General features: G+C 67.1%; 12 protein-coding genes and 1 pseudogene. 4 read left to right on the forward strand and 9 right to left on the reverse strand.

Going from position 1 to position 15,653, the window contains the following annotated elements:
• Positions 1-3: 3 nt before the first annotated feature.
• On the reverse strand, positions 4-1,038 hold the full coding sequence (locus AU193_RS03175) for a DUF2293 domain-containing protein (protein WP_064420900.1): 1,035 nt from the start codon (positions 1,036-1,038) through the stop codon (positions 4-6).
• Between the two features lie 70 nt (positions 1,039-1,108).
• Between AU193_RS03175 and AU193_RS03180 the strand changes: the two genes are divergently transcribed.
• From AU193_RS03180 to AU193_RS03190, 3 genes are all read left to right on the forward strand, one after another.
• The gene (locus AU193_RS03180; RefSeq protein ID WP_064420963.1) at positions 1,109-1,315 is read left to right on the forward strand and encodes a hypothetical protein; all 207 of its coding nucleotides are present in this window, start codon (positions 1,109-1,111) and stop codon (positions 1,313-1,315) included.
• Positions 1,312-1,686: a type II toxin-antitoxin system death-on-curing family toxin gene (locus tag AU193_RS03185; protein WP_064420901.1), complete on the forward strand. Its 375-nt coding sequence runs from the start codon at positions 1,312-1,314 to the stop codon at positions 1,684-1,686. The genes AU193_RS03180 and AU193_RS03185 overlap by 4 nt, the downstream gene beginning before the upstream one ends.
• 116 nt (positions 1,687-1,802) lie before the next feature.
• A complete protein-coding gene (locus AU193_RS03190) occupies positions 1,803-2,834 on the forward strand; it encodes an ERCC4 domain-containing protein (protein ID WP_064420964.1) in 1,032 nt (343 codons plus the stop codon).
• Here the strand turns inward: AU193_RS03190 and AU193_RS03195 are convergent.
• Both AU193_RS03195 and AU193_RS03200 read right to left on the reverse strand, forming a co-directional pair.
• Entirely contained in the window at positions 2,803-4,167 is a 1,365-nt protein-coding gene (locus tag AU193_RS03195) for a flavin monoamine oxidase family protein (protein WP_064420902.1), read from the reverse strand. The genes AU193_RS03190 and AU193_RS03195 overlap by 32 nt on opposite strands.
• Before the next feature lie 183 nt (positions 4,168-4,350).
• Positions 4,351-5,223 carry a formylglycine-generating enzyme family protein gene (locus AU193_RS03200; protein ID WP_064420965.1) on the reverse strand — a complete coding sequence of 291 codons (873 nt, stop codon included), beginning with the start codon at positions 5,221-5,223 and terminating at the stop codon, positions 4,351-4,353.
• Positions 5,224-5,462: 239 nt separating this feature from the next.
• Between AU193_RS03200 and AU193_RS03205 the strand changes: the two genes are divergently transcribed.
• A complete protein-coding gene (locus AU193_RS03205; protein ID WP_064420903.1) occupies positions 5,463-6,599 on the forward strand; it encodes a fatty acid desaturase in 1,137 nt (378 codons plus the stop codon).
• A gap of 232 nt (positions 6,600-6,831) precedes the next feature.
• Here the strand turns inward: AU193_RS03205 and AU193_RS03210 are convergent.
• The 6 genes and pseudogenes from AU193_RS03210 to recD all read right to left on the reverse strand — a co-directional run bounded on the left by AU193_RS03210 (position 6,832) and on the right by recD (position 15,622).
• A pseudogene (locus tag AU193_RS03210) lies at positions 6,832-8,466 on the reverse strand (fatty acyl-AMP ligase).
• Positions 8,467-8,828: 362 nt separating this feature from the next.
• Complete coding sequence (locus AU193_RS03215; RefSeq protein WP_064420904.1) at positions 8,829-10,583, reverse strand: sulfatase-like hydrolase/transferase; 1,755 nt, start codon at positions 10,581-10,583, stop codon at positions 8,829-8,831.
• Positions 10,580-11,026, reverse strand: coding sequence for an SRPBCC family protein (locus AU193_RS03220; RefSeq protein WP_064420905.1), 447 nt, complete (start codon positions 11,024-11,026; stop codon positions 10,580-10,582). Before AU193_RS03220 ends, AU193_RS03215 begins: the two co-directional genes overlap by 4 nt.
• Positions 11,027-11,089: 63 nt before the next feature.
• Positions 11,090-12,163, reverse strand: coding sequence for a tartrate dehydrogenase (locus AU193_RS03225; protein WP_064420906.1), 1,074 nt, complete (start codon positions 12,161-12,163; stop codon positions 11,090-11,092).
• Positions 12,160-13,791, reverse strand: a complete 1,632-nt coding sequence (locus AU193_RS03230) for a DASS family sodium-coupled anion symporter (RefSeq protein WP_064420907.1) — start codon at positions 13,789-13,791, stop codon at positions 12,160-12,162. The genes AU193_RS03225 and AU193_RS03230 overlap by 4 nt, the downstream gene beginning before the upstream one ends.
• A 181-nt stretch (positions 13,792-13,972) precedes the next feature.
• Positions 13,973-15,622: an exodeoxyribonuclease V subunit alpha gene (gene recD, locus AU193_RS03235; RefSeq protein ID WP_064420966.1), complete on the reverse strand. Its 1,650-nt coding sequence runs from the start codon at positions 15,620-15,622 to the stop codon at positions 13,973-13,975.
• Positions 15,623-15,653: the final 31 nt, after the last annotated feature.

Genomic DNA, 15,653 nt, shown 5'->3' on the forward strand with positions numbered 1-15,653 from the left:
GCGTCAGGTGTCGAGCATGGTGGCACCCTCGCGCCAGGCGGTGAGGACATCCTCGACGCGGTCGTACACCCGCGCCCTGGCGGTATCGCGGTCGACACCGGACATGAGCAGGTCGTCGTAATCGGTGTCGATATGGCGGATCGACGCGGCGACGGCGAGTAGGACTGCCTCTGAATTCAGCTGTCGCGCAGCGGCACTGCGCCCCACTCTGCCGCTTCCGCGGGCGGCGGCGTGCAATGCGATCGCCTCCGCACGGGCGGCAGGACATCCGGGAAACTGCGCACGGATCGCGGCGGCGAACTCGGCCTGGAAGCGCACGTCCTCATCGGCGCGACGAATCTTGTCGCGGTCGCGGCGCCTTGCCCGGATGTCTGCGTCCGACAGACATTCTTGCGCGGCCTGTTCGATAGCTGCCGGCTCGGCCAGAATGCCCTGTCGTTCGTAGCGATTGCGTCGCCTGGCCCAGCGCACCACCACGGCGGACAGCCGGCTAGCCTTCTTGGCGCGGCGGGTGAGCGCGGCGTCACCGGATGGTAGGAACTCGAGGTGGCCGAGGTCGGCGCAGTCGAGACACAGGGTGCCCACCGTGCTCTTGAGAAGGAGATCACCGGGGTCGTGGGCCTCGCCGCAGGCCGCACAGTCCCATGCGTTGTGCGGTGAGATCACGACGATGTCGCGGGGACGCGGCTGCTCGGGCACCGGCTGCACGTGGTTCGCCGTCGCCCAGTGCGTGCGGTAAGCCTGTTCGACGTCGGGATCGCCGTCGGCGGTGAAGATGAGGTCGCCATAGCTGGCTTCACGGCGTTCGAGTCCGCGCTCTTCGGCCCAGTGCCGCAGGGCTTCCGCGGCTTCGACGACCTTATCGCCGCCGACCTGCACGCGCATCTCCAACCGTGGCAAGCGGCCCTGATCCCACCGCTCGATGTTCGGTTGCGCGAGCCAGCCCAGGCCCACGAGAACGTCGATGGTTCGGACCGCTCCTCGTTCGTCCAGCAGCGCCTCGGCAACCCGCTCGACACGCGTCTTCACGTTCGCCATGAGTCGACCATACTTCCGGGGGCGACACGATCGATCGGGAGTGTGGTATCAGAGTGGTATCATCGCGCGAATGGGCATGACACTACGGACCAGCGAGAAGCAGACGGAAGCGCTGCGCCGGCAGGCCGAGGCCGAGGGGCGTTCGATGCAGGCGGTGGCGCTTTCGGCCATCGACGAGTACATCGAGCGTCGCTCTCATCAGAACGACGTAAAAGCCGTGTTGGACAAGGTGATCGAACGTGAGCAAGGTTTGCTGCGGCGCCTCGCCGACACATGACCGTCTATCTGGACCTCGACGACCTGCAGTTGATCGCTGAGCGGGCTGTTCCGGGCGAGGTCATCGTCAGGGATTACGGCCTGCTGGAATCGGCGGCGGCACGTCCGAGGACCATCGTCGGCGGGGCCGAGGCGTATCCCGACATCCACACGAAGGCGGCCGCGATGCTGCATTCGCTTTGCCGCAACCATGCGCTCGTCGACGGCAATAAGCGCTTGGCGTGGACGGCGTGTCAGGTGTTTCTCGGTCTCAACGATGAGTGGGTGACAGCTGATGAGGATGCGCGCTTCGACTTCATGATCGCCATCGCGTCAGGTGTGATCGACGATGTGCATGAGATCGCTACCCAATTGCGGACATGGTGCGCCTGAACTTGAATCAGCGATCCGCCAGCCACGCGAAGAACTCTTCGGCGGTGAACACCGGCTTGCCGAACAGATCCGCGGTGTTTTGCCGCATCCTGGCGAAACCGGGCAGACTGGAGCGCGTGGCGGAATTGGTGATCGCGGCGAACCCGCAGCCGGATTCGCGGCTGCGGTACCTCCTGCGACTTCCCCAACCGGGCGGGGATCTGGTGTTCCGGACGTCGGGGACCTGGCCTCGCGTCAAGGCGCTGTACTGCCACCCGATGAGCCTCGACGAATGGCCCGCCGACGCCGAGGTCATCGAACGGCTTCCACTCCGATCATGCCGGCGCCGAGGCGCGGCCATCGACGTGATCCTCCAGCGGGGGAGGGAGAACCGCTCCCAGCTGGTCTTCACCACTGCCCGGGGCCGCGAGGTGGTGTTCTGGCAGTCGCCGCGCACCCGTAAACAAGCACGCCCCAACGTGCGGACGCCGACCGCGCGTGCACAAGGCATCGAAGAGTTGCAGGTGCTGGTGGACTCGCATGAGCGGTACGCCTACACGTTCAGCTCGCAGCAGGTCGACATCGTGAAGCGGGCGCTGCCGTGCGGTGACTACGGGATCACCGTCGACGGGTCGCTGGTCGCCAGCGTGGAACGAAAATCACTGCCCGATCTTGTGTCCGGTCTGACCAACGGCAAGCTTCGATTTCAGGTTGCCCATCTTTCGGCGCTTCCGCGCGCGGCGGTTGTGGTGGAAGACCGCTACTCGCAGCTGTTTCGGCACAATTTCGTCCGCCCCGCCGTGGTCGCCGATGCCCTCGCGGAGCTGCAGATTCGATGGCCCGGAGTGCCGATCGTCTTCTGTGAGACACGTCAGCTCGCCGAGGAATGGACGTACCGCTTTCTTGCGGCTGCACACACCTGGGCCAGCACCGAAGAGGCTGCGCTGCAGCGCATTTCCAGAACGCAGATCGACATCGCGACACCCGCAGCCGCGGGCCCGGATGGGGGACCCACCACCGCCGAAGTCCGCGCATGGGCACGCGGTGCGGGCCTGCCGGTACCCGACCGCGGTCGGCTGCGCCCCGAAATCTGGCAGGCGTGGCGTGAAGCGCACGACCCGGTGAGTGACCCTTCGGTCACACAACCGCCACCGCTTCGCGCTCCATGACCTCCGTCGCGGCGCGCTCGCCGGAACGCACGGCGCCGTCGATGAACCCATACATCACCGCCGAGGTCTCCGTGCCGGCCCAGTGGATGCGCCCGCAGGGCTCGCGCAGCGCGGGGCCGAACTCCGTGAGCACACCCGGTGGGGCGTGGGCGATCATCCCGCCGCCGGAGTACCGTTCGACGGTCCAGTTCTGCTCGACGTAGTCCACCGGGGAAAGTGCTTTGTCGCCAAATCTTTCCGCGACAGCGGCCAGCACCGCGCTCTTACGCTCGTCGTCGTCGAGGCCGGTCAACCGACGCGCCTTCGGTCCTTCGGTGATGACGGTGAGCATCCCGGGAGTCCCGGTGTCCGTGCACGAGTCGATCGTCAGGTTCGCAGGTGATCCCGGCCCGAACGACTGTCCTGACAGACCATCGGCCCGCCAGAAGGGCTCGTCGAACACCAGGGCGATCTTGTAGACCGCCCCACTGGGCATCCGCTGATGCAGAAACGAGCGATCCGCGGGAAGCATTGGCTCATAGAGGATCTGGCTTGCTATAGAGATCGGCACCGCGACGATCGCTCGGCGCGCGGTGACCACCATGTCCTCGGAGCGCACGATCACCGCGTCGGCATTCTGCTCGACGCTGCGCACCGGCTGCGACAGGTGGATGACGTCGCCGAGTTCGGCCGTGACCGCACGGTGAATGGCGCCCATGCCGCCGACGGGGCGCTCGTCCTCGGCAGCGTCCTTGACCCCCAGTACGAAGCTCGGGCCGCCCGCCGCCGCCATCTGATACAGCACGAACAGCAGTGAGATCTCTGACGGCGCAGACGTATACAGCCCCGCAACGGCGCTTTCCAACAGTTCGCGAGCGGGCTTGGACAACGTATTCCTGTCCAGCCACGCCGCCCAACTGATCTGGTCCCACTTCTGCGCCTTGCGCGCGGTCCACGGTGCTTCGATCGGGATGCCCTTGCACATCTGCGTCAGCTCGAGGAAGACCGCGCCGATGTTGGCGACCGCCCACGGGCTCATCGACAACGGGATCGTCCCGGTGTAGCGGTACTTCTTGCCGTCGACGTACATCATCGCGTCGCCGTCGGTGTACTGCTTGTAGCTCGGGACCCCGAATTCCTTCATGAGCGCGTAGATCGCGTCCTGTCCGGGGCCGATCCACGCACCGCCGCGGTCGATCCACGCTCCGTCGTCGCGCACCTCGGTGAAGGTGCGGCCACCGACGCGGTCGCGGGCTTCCAGCAGCGCCACCGAGTGGCCCGCCTGCTTCAAGCGCAGCGCCGCGGTCAGGCCGGCGAATCCGGCACCCACGACGCAATAGTCCACGTCCAACATGAGCAGCCCCTTCGATCGATTTGCGCGGGGCCGGGCGGCCGGGTGCAAGCCTCGGCGCGCCCTCAGGTGGACGCGAAGGCACTTAGACTCAACGCCGGATTGTCACGGGTGTCAATAATCCGTTGCCTCGGCAAAGGCCTGGTGGATCGCACATCACGCAGGCCGCGTAGCCTACGCGGTCCATCAGTCGGCGACGCAGCGGAATCCGATGTGCGTGGTGGCGCTGTCTTGCGATTGAGACGACCGGGCGGCCGGACGGTAGCGATGGCAGTACTCGGGTGCGCACAGGTGTGAGCCGCCCTTGAGTGTCTGGAATTTCGACGGGTCACCGGTCGGCGGCGCGCAACAGCCCTTCTGGGCGTCGGGGCGATGGCGCGGCCCGTACGGCGTCGTCGTCCATTCCCAGACGTTGCCGATCATGTCGACCAGGCCGAGTGCGTTGGGCGGGAAGGTGCCCACCGGCGAGGTGCCGACCCAGCCCAGCGCTCCCTGGTTGCGGTACGGGAAGCGGCCCTGCCATGTGTTCGCCATCAGGCGTCCGTCGGGCTGCGGGTCGTCGCCCCAGGCGTATCGGGAACGGGATCCGGCTCGCGCCGCGTACTCCCACTGAGCTTCGGTCGGCAGGCGGCGGCCCGCCCAGGCGGCGTAGGCGGCCGCGTCCGGATAGGCGACCTGCACGACGGGGTGGTCGAGTCGGTCGTCGATCGAGGATCCTGGCCCGAACGGGTGTCGCCAGCTGGCGCCCGGCACCCAGGTCCACCACTGCCGCCAGTCGCGAAGGTCGACCGGTCCGCGGGTCGGGCGGAACACGAGTGCGCCGGGAACGAGGTCCTCGGGCGACGCGCCCGGGTAGGCGGCGGGGTCGAGCTCCTGCTCGGCAAGCGTGATGTACCCGGTGTCGGCGACGAACTCGGCGAACCGGGCGTTGGTGACCGGGTGGCGCTCGATCGAGAACGATTCCACGGCCACATCGTGGACGGGCGCCTCCTCGGGATAGAAGTCGACCGACCCCATCCGGAAGGTGCCTGCGGGCAACTCGATCAGCTCGGTCAGCATCACATCAGGCTAGGCGCTGCGACGGATCCCGCGACGCGAACCGTCGTATGGCCGCGGTGAGCCGATGGCCGACGATGTGGGCCTTTGTGCAGCGGCATCGACACGCCTGGCGAGCTTCTCTAGACTGGCGGCAACGCCGACGCACTGCGTCGTCTCCGTCGATTTCGGCCGGTGGTCCGCAATCACGCCGGGTTCACACACGAGCCCGCCCCACCACCCGAACGCCTACAGGACACCTATTGGCAATCACCGATGTCGGTGCGTATACCCATTTGACCAAGGCGGACATCGAGGCCCTCGGTGCCGAGCTGGACGCTATCCGCCGTGAGGTCGAAGACTCGCTCGGGGAACGCGACGCGGCCTACATCCGCCGGACCATCAAGTTCCAGCGAGCGCTCGAAGTGCTCGCGCGGCTGCTCATCGGCACCAGCCGGTCCCGTACCGGGTGGCTACTGGGCACGGCCGCGTTGGCGTTCGCCAAGAGCGTCGAGAACATGGAGATCGGCCACAACGTCAGCCATGGCCAATGGGATTGGCTGAACGATCCTGAAATCCATTCCAGTACATGGGAATGGGACATGGTCGCTGTCTCGTCGCAATGGCGGTACTCGCACAATTACCGCCACCATGTGTTCAGCAACGTCGTGGGCGTGGACGACGACCTCGGGTTCGGCATCATGCGGATCACCCGGGACATTCCGTGGAGTCCCGTTCATCTACTGCAGCCGCTGCGAAACCTGTTGTTGGCGAGCATTTTCGAGTGGGGAATCGCCCTGCACGGCGTTCACTCCGAACGCGACCGCGCCCAGGGGGACACCGAGCGCGTGACGCTGGAGAGAAGGAAGCTGGCTCGCAAGATCGCCCGCCAGGCCGTCAAGGATTACGTGGTCTTCCCGGCGCTGAACGGACGGCGCTGGCGTCGTGCCCTGGCCGCGAACGCGGTCGCCAACCTCCTCCGCAATCTGTGGGCGTATGTGGTGATCTTCTGCGGTCACTTTCCCGATGGGGCCGAGAAGTTCACCGCCGACGCCGTCGACGAGGAGAGCCGCGCACACTGGTACCTGCGTCAGATGCTGGGCGCCGCCAACTTCAAAGCCGGTCCCCTGCTGGCATTCTCGAGTGGCAACCTGTGCTATCAGATCGAGCACCACCTGTTCCCCGACCTTCCGAGCAACCGCCTTGCGCAGATCGCGGTGCGGGTCCGAGGCCTGTGTGACGAGTACGGCCTGCCCTACACGTCCGGATCGCTTGTGCGTCAATACCTTTTGACCCTACGGACCATCCACAAGCTGGCCCTGCCCGACCGGTTCCTCACGGCGACGAGCGATGACGCTCCCGAAACGGCGTCGGAACGAAAATTCGGCTGGCCGGCGTAGTGGTGGTGAACATCGGGCAGCTTGCTCAGCAAGCGGAGGTATTCAGGTCGAAAGGATCTTGAGGTGACTAGCCTCAGCGCTTCCTGAGATCGCCCACCGCATCGGCGGAAGCCGATTTGGCGGCGGCCTTGGCCTGCTTGTCCGCCCGTTTCTCCTTCAGAGACTTGCCGGACTTTTGGACATCGACTGCCGAGGAGACTTGGTCTCCGGCCCGAATTGCGCCGCGGCGATATCAGCTCACAAGCGTCAACGCGTGCGCACGCCGCAACTTGCCTGACGGTGTCTTCGGGATCATGCCCGGCGCGAGCACCACGACGTTGCGGGGTCGCACGTCGACCTCGGCGAAGACCTCATGCGTGACCTGCCGTTCCACGCGGCGTACCTCGCTTGGATTCTCGAAGTTCTTGCATTCGACGGCCACCGCGAATGTCTCCCGCGACAGCCCGGCATCCAACCGCACCGCTACTGCGCAGCCGGGCCGCACCCCGTCGACGCGACCGGCGGCACGTTCGATGTCGGTCGGGTAGATGTTGCGACCGGCCATGATGATGACGTCCTTGACGCGTCCGCACACCACGATCTCGCCGTCCTCGGTGAGGTAGCCGAGGTCCCCGGTGTCGTACCAGCCGCGCTGGTCCTGCGCCGGGATGAACCCCGCCGCTGTGGTATAGCCCCTGGTCACCGGGTCGCCACGCACCTCCAGGACGCCAACACCGCGCGGGGGCAGGTCCGCGCCGTCCTCGTCGATGACCCGTACTTCCAGACCGTCCAAGGGCTTGCCGAGCCTGACCAGCCGCCGGGTGTGGCCCTTGGCCGTGGGGACCGCGCGGTGCAGCACGGCCAGCAGATCGGCGTCGACCTCGTCGACCGCCATCCCGCGGCCGCACTCGGAAAACGACACGGCCACCGTCGTTTCCGCCATTCCCTATGCCGGCACGATCGCCTCAGGTCGCAAACCGAACGGCTTGCCCGCCTCGCAGAGATCGTCGACGTCCTGCGGACCCACCTGTTCGGCGCCCGACAACGCCCAGCGCAGCGACGACAGGTCATACTCGCCTGGCGTGGCCTGCCGCCGGAGCCGCTTGGCGAACAGCGTGTAGGCGAAGTTGGGGGCGGCCGTCATGGTGCCCTTGTACTTGTGAATCAGCTTGGCCCACAACAGCGTATCGTTCAGGAAGTCGATCGGTGTGATCTTGACCAGCTCGGCGCCGAAGTACATCGGAACGGTCAAATAGCCCGTCATCCCCATATCGTGGAAGCAAGGCAGCCAACTGATGATCACGTCGTTGTCGATGTCGAAATCGCAGCCGACCGTCATGGCCTCCGCATTGGCGACGATGTTGGCGTGAGTGATCTGAACAGCTTTCGGCGAACCCGTGGACCCCGACGTCAGTTGCATCAAAGCGACGTCGTCGTCGGTCGTCTCCACCGGGTCGATGGAAGCGCCTGCCAGCAGCGACTCGATGGTCAGCACCGTCATGCCCAACCCGTCCAGCACTGGTGCGGCAGCCATGAACGGGTCGCTGATGACGACGGCTTTCGCGGCGATCATGTTGATCACTGCGGTGGTTTCCTCGGCCCAGCGCAGCAAATCGGTGCGGGGTGTGGGTTGGTGCAGCATGGTCAGGCTGGCGCCGCGCATCCAGATGCCTTGCGCGGTCGGCGCGATCTCGACCGGGGCGCCGGCCAGCACGGCGACCGCGTCGCCGTGTCCGATACCCGCCGCGGCCAGCCCGCCCGAAATCCGGCTGGCCCGTTCGTTGACTTCGGCCCAGGTGTGCCGTACGGGGACGACCGGCTCGCCGGTGACCATCCCTCTGGTGCTCCACCGGGCGTTCCGGTACATCGTCTCGGTGAATTGACTCACTAGATCCTTCAGCTCCCGGCGTGACGACGCCGTATGTAGGTGTTGCGTGGCCCGGCAGCGCTGCCGGGCGATTTCCTCTACCTAGGTGATCCGTCGCTTCGGTCGGAGCGAGGTGCGGAGCTTGTCAGGCATCCCGACTGTACTCACCTCGGGGGCGCTGGTGGTGGCAGCGCGCCGGGTCACGGCTGAGGATGTGGCTGGGCCACTGGCGGCGGGATGTCAGATCGCTGCCGTGACATTTACCGCGAGACTGGGATATCAACCCCGGAGAACCGTACAGCCTCCGGCTCGGTGGTCAGCAAACACTTCGCAGCGAAGGTCGACGCGGCTGAACGACTGTCGGGCCGAATTTCGCCGAGGTTTCACACTCGGGAGCGACGTGAGGTGTACGGCCAGGGAGTGTTCCGTTCCGGTATGGATTGTGCGCGGGACTGCTTGAGCTGCATGCGCAGGTGCTGACGCAGGTCGTGCAGGTCCGGATCAGTCCAGCGGTTGCGGGCCTCGGTCGGGTCCTCGGTCAGGTCGTACAGCTCCCACTGGTCGTCGAGCGGTGACGTCCGATAGGCCTCACCGCCCATGCCGTTCGCCGCGAGATGACGCACCCCTGGCTCTGTCCACGTCGCCGGATCGTCGAAGGTCCGCACCAGCTTCCACAGATGGCCCTGACCGCCGGCCTGGTCGACGCGTACGACCAGACCCTCGAAGTTCGATGCGACGTGCGCCGGCACCCTGATCCGCAGCGGCGCAGGCGGCTTCGCCGACAACTTCAGCTTGCGAGCCAGACCCGACGCGCCGGTGTCACCTTCGAGCACGTTGTCGCGCGTCATCACGTACACCGCGCGCGATTCGTCCACCGGACCGCCGTCGACCACCGGCATCAGATCGCGGCCGGGCAGGTCGTGCACCTCGGAGAAGGTTTCGGCCAGCGTCGCCGCCGCGGCCTCGACGTCGACACCGGCGGCGCCCAGCAACGTCGGGACGATGTCCACGTGCGACGTCGGCGCCGTCACCGTCCGCGGTTCAGTCGCGTGGGCACCGATCCGCGCCACCACGAACGGCACCCGCGTCGCCTCGTCGTACAGGTTGAACCACTTCTGGTGCAGGCCGCCGTGCGCGCCGAGCAGATCGCCGTGATCCGAGGTGCGGACCAGCACTGCGTTCTCCGAGCTGCCCTCGGTGACCGCGCGTCGCACCCGGTCGATCGGGCCGTCGACCTCGGCGTGCAGCCGGTAGTACAGGTCTCGGTACCGCTGGGCCTGGCGGGTGTAGGTGCGGTCGATGGCCGGCGCCGGCCCGTAACCCGAGTAGTAGGCCTCCCGAAACGCGATCTGTGCGGCGGGCTTGGTCGACAGGTCCTCGTCGGCGGTCGGCGCCGGAGGGATCGGTGGCGGATCGAGATGCGACGGGCGCACCGGGCTGCGCCGCTGCCACGCCGGGAACAGCACGATGTCGTGTGGGTTGACGAAACTGGCCACCAGCAGGAACGGCCGCATGGCGTCGACGTCTCCCGCACGGCGCCGGTCATAGCGGTCCTTGAGCCATGCCACCACGCGGTCGGCGATCAGCGGATCCCGCCGGATCCCGGCGTTGGCCAGCGGCGCACCGTGGGGTTCGGGACCGACCCATCCCGAAAAGCCGTACGGCGCAAGCGGATCTGCGTCGAGGTAGCGTTGCACCGCCTTCGGGTCGACGACGCCGTCGTCGTCGTTGGTGGCCAGCGGGTGACCGGTGGCCGGGTCGGTCAGGTCGGCGTGCGAGATGTGCCACTTGCCGTCGTAATGCGTGTCGTAGCCTGCCGCGCGGAACCAGTTGCCGAGCGTGGGCACCTCGTTCGGGCGCAGCCATCGCATGCGGGAGTCGTCGTAGACCTTGCCGATGCCGTCGGTCTGGGTGACGCCGTGTAGATCGGGGTACTGGCCGGTGAAGATCGTCGGACGGCTGGGCACACAGGCCAACGATCCGGTGTAGTGCCGTTGGAAGCTCACGCCGTGCTCGTCGAACCAGGCGCGCCCGGTGAGCGTGTCTCGGCGCCAGGCGAGGACGTCGGGCGCCTCGTAGGGCGGCACGGCGCGCTCCTCGTCGGTCATCACGATGATGATGTCGGGTCGATCTGTCATGAGCTGTTCTCCAATCGCCTCGCCAGCGCGGCGAGCATGGTGTCGGATCCGCGGGCCAACGCCCGGCAGGCCAACCGTTCGACGAGTTGCTGCGTTCTGCCGCGGCCCTTCCGCACAGTGCTGGTGATCGTCACCACCGTCTCGCCACCGCCGGTCGGTTCGAGCTTCCAGCGGTTGCCGACCTTGCCCACGAACTTGGGCAGGCCCTCGATCTCGTAGGCGAGGACGAACTGCGGGTCGCACTCCGTGACGTTTTCGACCAGGGTGTTGCGCCCCATCTGCACGCGCCGGGCGGTTCCGACCATCGCGCCGTCCTGTCCCCGCGTCAGGATGCTGGAGTGGTCGACGTCAAGCCACGACGCGATGCCGCCGAAATCGGCGAGGACTTCCCAGATCTGCGTCGGACTGGCGGCGATGACGCGACTGCGGTCGACTTCGGCCACGGCCCCACCGTACGTGAAACTGACGACGCCGTCAGGCGAACCTGTATGTGCTGAGTTGTCCCTTCACCCCAAACGTGCGACGAGCGCGTCGGTCACCTCCGATGTCGACGCCCGCCCACCCAGGTCCCCGGTCCGGGTCTCGGGGGCCGCCAACGTCGACTCGACGGCGGCCATCACCTCAGCGGCGGCCGCCGCGTGTCCGAGGTGCTCGAGCATCAGGGCCGCCGACCACACCGCGCCGATCGGGTTGGCGATGCCCTCCCCGGCGATGTCGGGTGCCGAGCCGTGCACGGGCTCGAACATCGACGGGTACTGCTTGGTGGGGTCCAGATTGGCCGACGGGGCTATCCCGATCGAACCCGCCACCGCGGCCGCGAGGTCACTGAGGATGTCGCCGAACAGGTTTGAGCCGACGACGACGTCGAACCGCCGCGGCTGCAACACGAATTTGGCGGCCAGCGCGTCGATGTGCTCGCTGTCGAACCGCACGTCCGGGTAGCGCGACGCGCGCTCCGCGACCACCTCGTCCCAGAACGGCAGCGTGTGCACGATGCCGTTCGACTTGGTCGCCGATGTCACGTAACCGCGTCGGGTGCGCGCGAGCTCGAACGCGAAGTCCGCGATGCGGCCGACCCCGCTTCGCGTGAAAACCGATTCCTGCAGTGCCATTTCGTCGGGGAAGCCGCGGTTCAGCCGCCCGCCGATCTCGCTGTACTCGCCTTCGACGTTCTCGCGGACCACGACGAAGTCGACGTCATCGGCCGTCCGAAGCGGGCTTTCGACGCCGTCGAACACCCGGATCGGTCGCATGTTCACGTACTGGCGGAAGGCGCGGCGGATCGGGATGAGCAGCCCCCACAGCGACACGTGGTCGGGGACGCCCGGCCACCCGACCGCGCCCAGGAGGATGGCGTCGAACCCGCGCAGTGTGTCGATTCCGTCGGCGGGCATCATCGCGCCCTCCTCCGCGTAGCGCTGACACGACCAGTCGAACTCGGTGTAGGACAACGCTATTCCGTGCTTGTGCCCCACGGCGTCCAGCACCGCGCGCGCCGACACGATCACCTCGGTGCCGATCCCGTCACCGGGAATGACGGCGATTGATCGGGTTGCCGGCTCGGCCGACGGTGCGGTCATGTACCCAACCCCAGGAGGCTGATCATCAGCGGTAACAAGATGATGATCAGGATCGCGCCCGCGATGTCGAACGCGACGCCGGAGCGGATCATCTTCGTGATCGGGACGACGCCCGAGCCGTAGACGATCGCGTTCTGCGGGGTGGACACCGGCAGCATGAAGCCGAACGACGCCGCGAACGTCGCCGCCAGTGCGGGCACGAACGGGTTCACGCCTGCGGCCACGGCAACGGGGATGACGATCGGCACGACCACGGCAGCGGACGCGGTGTTGCTGGTGGTTTCGGAGACGATGATCGCGAGCAGCACCGCGAAGACGGTGATCGCGACGCTGCTCGACAGGCCGAGTGCGTCGTTGACGGAGGTGCCGATGGTCTCGGCCAGCCCGGTTGACGAGATCAGCGAGCCGAAGATGATGCCGGTGCCGAACAAGATGATTGTGCCCCAGTCGATTTCGGCAGCGTCCTTCCAGCGCAAGGTGAATTCCCTGCTGCGCCAGTCCGTCGGCAGCAGGAACAGCAGCGACGCGCCGAACACCGCGACCACTCCCTCGTCGAGGCGATCGCTGACGAATTCGTACGTGTTCGACTCGGTGCCGGTGATCAACGCGACCACGCCGGGAAGGACCCACAGCGTCACCGTGATGCCGAAGGCGATCAGGGTGTTCTTCTCCGCCCGCGACAGCGACCCCAACTTCTCGCGCTCGCCGGCGACGTACTCGGCCACGCCGTCGATGCGTTTGATCTCGGGCTTGTTGAGCCGCAGCAGGATCAGCGTCAGCAGAAGGAACATCACGAAGCAGATGGGGATGGCCATGACCATCCACTGGCCGAAGCTGATCCGCTCACCGGTGGCCTCTTCGATCAGTCCGCGCCCGATCAGGTTCGGCGGGCTGCCGACGGGGGTGAGCAGGCCACCGACGCTGGCGCCGTAGGCCAGCATCAGCATGAGGGCGGTGCCCACCCGCAGCCGGTGCGGGTCGAAGTCGACCCGCAGCCGGTGCGGGTCGAAGTCGGGTTCGACGTCGCCGCGCTGCTGCAGCAGTTTGGCGACGACGGACAGGATGCCGATCGCGGTGGGCAGCAGCATCGCCACTGTCGCGGTGTTGGAGACGAATGCGGACAGCAGGCATGTGATCGCGCCGAACGCGATGATGACCCCGGTGGTGGAGCGACCGGCCCGCGGCAGGGCCAGGATGCGGAATGCGAAGCGCCGCGCGACACCGTGTTTGAGCATCGCCTGGGCGAGGATGAACGCCCCGATGAACGTGAAGATGGTCGACGATCCGAAGGGGCCGAGGACATCGTCGACCGGTGCGACCCCGAGGAACACCGCGACCGCGACGCCGAGCAGGCCGCCGATCGGGATCGGCACCGCCTCGCTGATCCACAGCGCGATCACGCCGAGCAGGACCGCGCCGAGCACCTGTTGTTCGCGCGGGATGTCGATCGGCAGGACGAGGAAGACGACGGTCAGCAACGGGGCGAGGAACAGGCCGATCGTGCGGCGCCCCTTCTCGAACCGTTCCTCCTGCGGGGAGAGCTTCTGCTCGCCGAGACTTCGGTAGGTCGCGCTTCCGAGTAGTGCCTTGTCGACGTCCGTCGGCGTGACCTGGTTCTCCGTGCTCATTGCCGGCTCCGTCCACCCGGTGGTGTGTGCTACGCCACAATCGCCGGAAGGGAGTGCCCTGTGTGCAGGTGACGCTAAACATCGCGAGCGCGTCCTGCCCCTCGCCGAACGTGGGTTACCCGCACGCATCAGAGCGCGAAAACGTGCGGGTAACCCACGTTCGCGGCAGAAGGAAAGGGGGTCAGGCGTTGCGCAGCCGCCGCGCCAGACCCGACGCTCGGACCGCCCGGCGTTGCACGGCGGCCCGCACCGAGGCCTGCGGACCGACGACCCGGATCCTCTTCTTGGCCCTGGTGACCGCGGTGTAGAACAGCTCGCGGGAGAGCAGCCGCGAATCCTGCGGGGGCAACAGCACGGTGACCTCGTCGGCCTGGCTGCCCTGCGATTTGTGGATCGTCATTGCATGCATCGTGTCGACCTCGGCGAGCCGGCTGGTCGCGAACTCCAGCCGCTCGGTGCCCGCGATGACCGCGCGCAGCACACCGTCGCGGAGCACCGTGACACCGGTGTCGCCGTTGTAGAGGTTGAGCCCGTAGTCGTTCGCGCTCACCAGCACCGGTCGTCCGGCGTACCACGTCGACCAGATCGGCTCGCCCGTCAACTCCGACAGCCAGCGCTCCACCTGGTAGTTCCAGTACCGCACGCCGAACGGGCCGCGCCGATGCGCACACAGCAGCCGGTGTTCGGTCAAGATGCTCAACGCCGCATCGGCGTCACCGAGAATCGCCGCGGTGCGCAAGGCAATAGCGTTGGGCATCAACACCTTACGAAGCTGGTCGGATGGTTGCTCGGTGTCGACCCACTCGATGTGCTCTCCGCCGGAGCGCAGCACGTCGATGACGGTGTCCTCGTCGCCGGCGCGGATCGCGGTGGCCAGCCGCCCAATCGACTCGCCGAACCGGTGCGACGTCTTCAACTCCGCGATCCGGCCCTCCCCGAGGCCGTCGACCAGATCGGCGAGCACCGCACCCGCCTCCACGGACGCCAACTGGTCCGGGTCGCCGACCAGGATGAGCCGGGCGTCCGGCCGCACCGCCTCCAGCAGTCGCGCCATCATCGTCAGCGACACCATCGACGTCTCGTCGACGACGATCACGTCATGCGGCAACCTGTTGGCGCGGTTGTGCCGGAACCGCGCCGAGGTGTCCGGGCGACTACCGAGCAGGCGGTGCAACGTGGTCGCGTGCAGTCCTGACAGCGCTTCGCGGTCGACCGCGTCGAGCTTGTCGACCTCCAGTTGCACGGCCTCCTGCAGCCGCGCCGCTGCCTTGCCGGTCGGCGCCGCCAACGCGATCCGCGGTCGCGTCCCGCTCGCGAGAAGCGCGAGCAGGCGCGCGACCGTCGTCGTCTTACCCGTGCCCGGGCCGCCGGTGAGCACCGTCAAGCCCTGCGAGAGCGCCAGCTCCGCCGCGGCGCGTTGCTCCTCGAAGCCCGCTGGAAACAACCTCTCGAGATCGGGCACCGCCTGGGCTGGCCGCTCGGCGATCATCGAGGAGATGTCGTCGCAGACCTGTTGTTCCTCCAGCCAGTACCGATCGAGGTACAGCAGGTCCCCGTCGACATGCAGCACCGGTGGTTGGCCGGTCAACGGGTGTGCGGCGATGGCGGCGAGCCAGTCGTCGACGGCAGGCCACGGCAGCCCGTCGAAACTCACCTGCTGTTCGACTGTCCGCAGGTCCAGGCATACCGAACCGTTGCGCAGGGCCCGCACCACGAGCGCGATCGCGAGCGACACTCGCTCGTCGGGCGCTTCGACCAGATCGCAGAGTCGTTGCGCGACATGCACATCCGACGGGTCGAGGACTTCGGCGTCGGTGAAGGTGCGCAGCAGTCCGGTGGCGCTGATCGCTCGCCGCCACTCC

The organism is Mycobacterium sp. GA-1285 (assembly GCF_001499905.1).
GTDB lineage: Bacteria > Actinomycetota > Actinomycetes > Mycobacteriales > Mycobacteriaceae > Mycobacterium.

What these genes read in the sequence shown, in the direction of transcription:
- AU193_RS03175 (WP_064420900.1), bottom strand. Translation starts at nt 1,038, where the DNA reads ATGGCGAACGTGAAGACGCGTGTCGAGCGGGTTGCCGAGGCGCTGCTG.
- AU193_RS03180 (WP_064420963.1), top strand. Translation starts at nt 1,109, where the DNA reads ATGGGCATGACACTACGGACCAGCGAGAAGCAGACGGAAGCGCTGCGC.
- AU193_RS03185 (WP_064420901.1), top strand. Translation starts at nt 1,312, where the DNA reads ATGACCGTCTATCTGGACCTCGACGACCTGCAGTTGATCGCTGAGCGG.
- AU193_RS03195 (WP_064420902.1), bottom strand. Translation starts at nt 4,167, where the DNA reads ATGTTGGACGTGGACTATTGCGTCGTGGGTGCCGGATTCGCCGGCCTG.
- AU193_RS03200 (WP_064420965.1), bottom strand. Translation starts at nt 5,223, where the DNA reads ATGCTGACCGAGCTGATCGAGTTGCCCGCAGGCACCTTCCGGATGGGG.
- AU193_RS03215 (WP_064420904.1), bottom strand. Translation starts at nt 10,583, where the DNA reads ATGACAGATCGACCCGACATCATCATCGTGATGACCGACGAGGAGCGC.
- AU193_RS03225 (WP_064420906.1), bottom strand. Translation starts at nt 12,163, where the DNA reads ATGACCGCACCGTCGGCCGAGCCGGCAACCCGATCAATCGCCGTCATT.
- AU193_RS03230 (WP_064420907.1), bottom strand. Translation starts at nt 13,791, where the DNA reads ATGAGCACGGAGAACCAGGTCACGCCGACGGACGTCGACAAGGCACTA.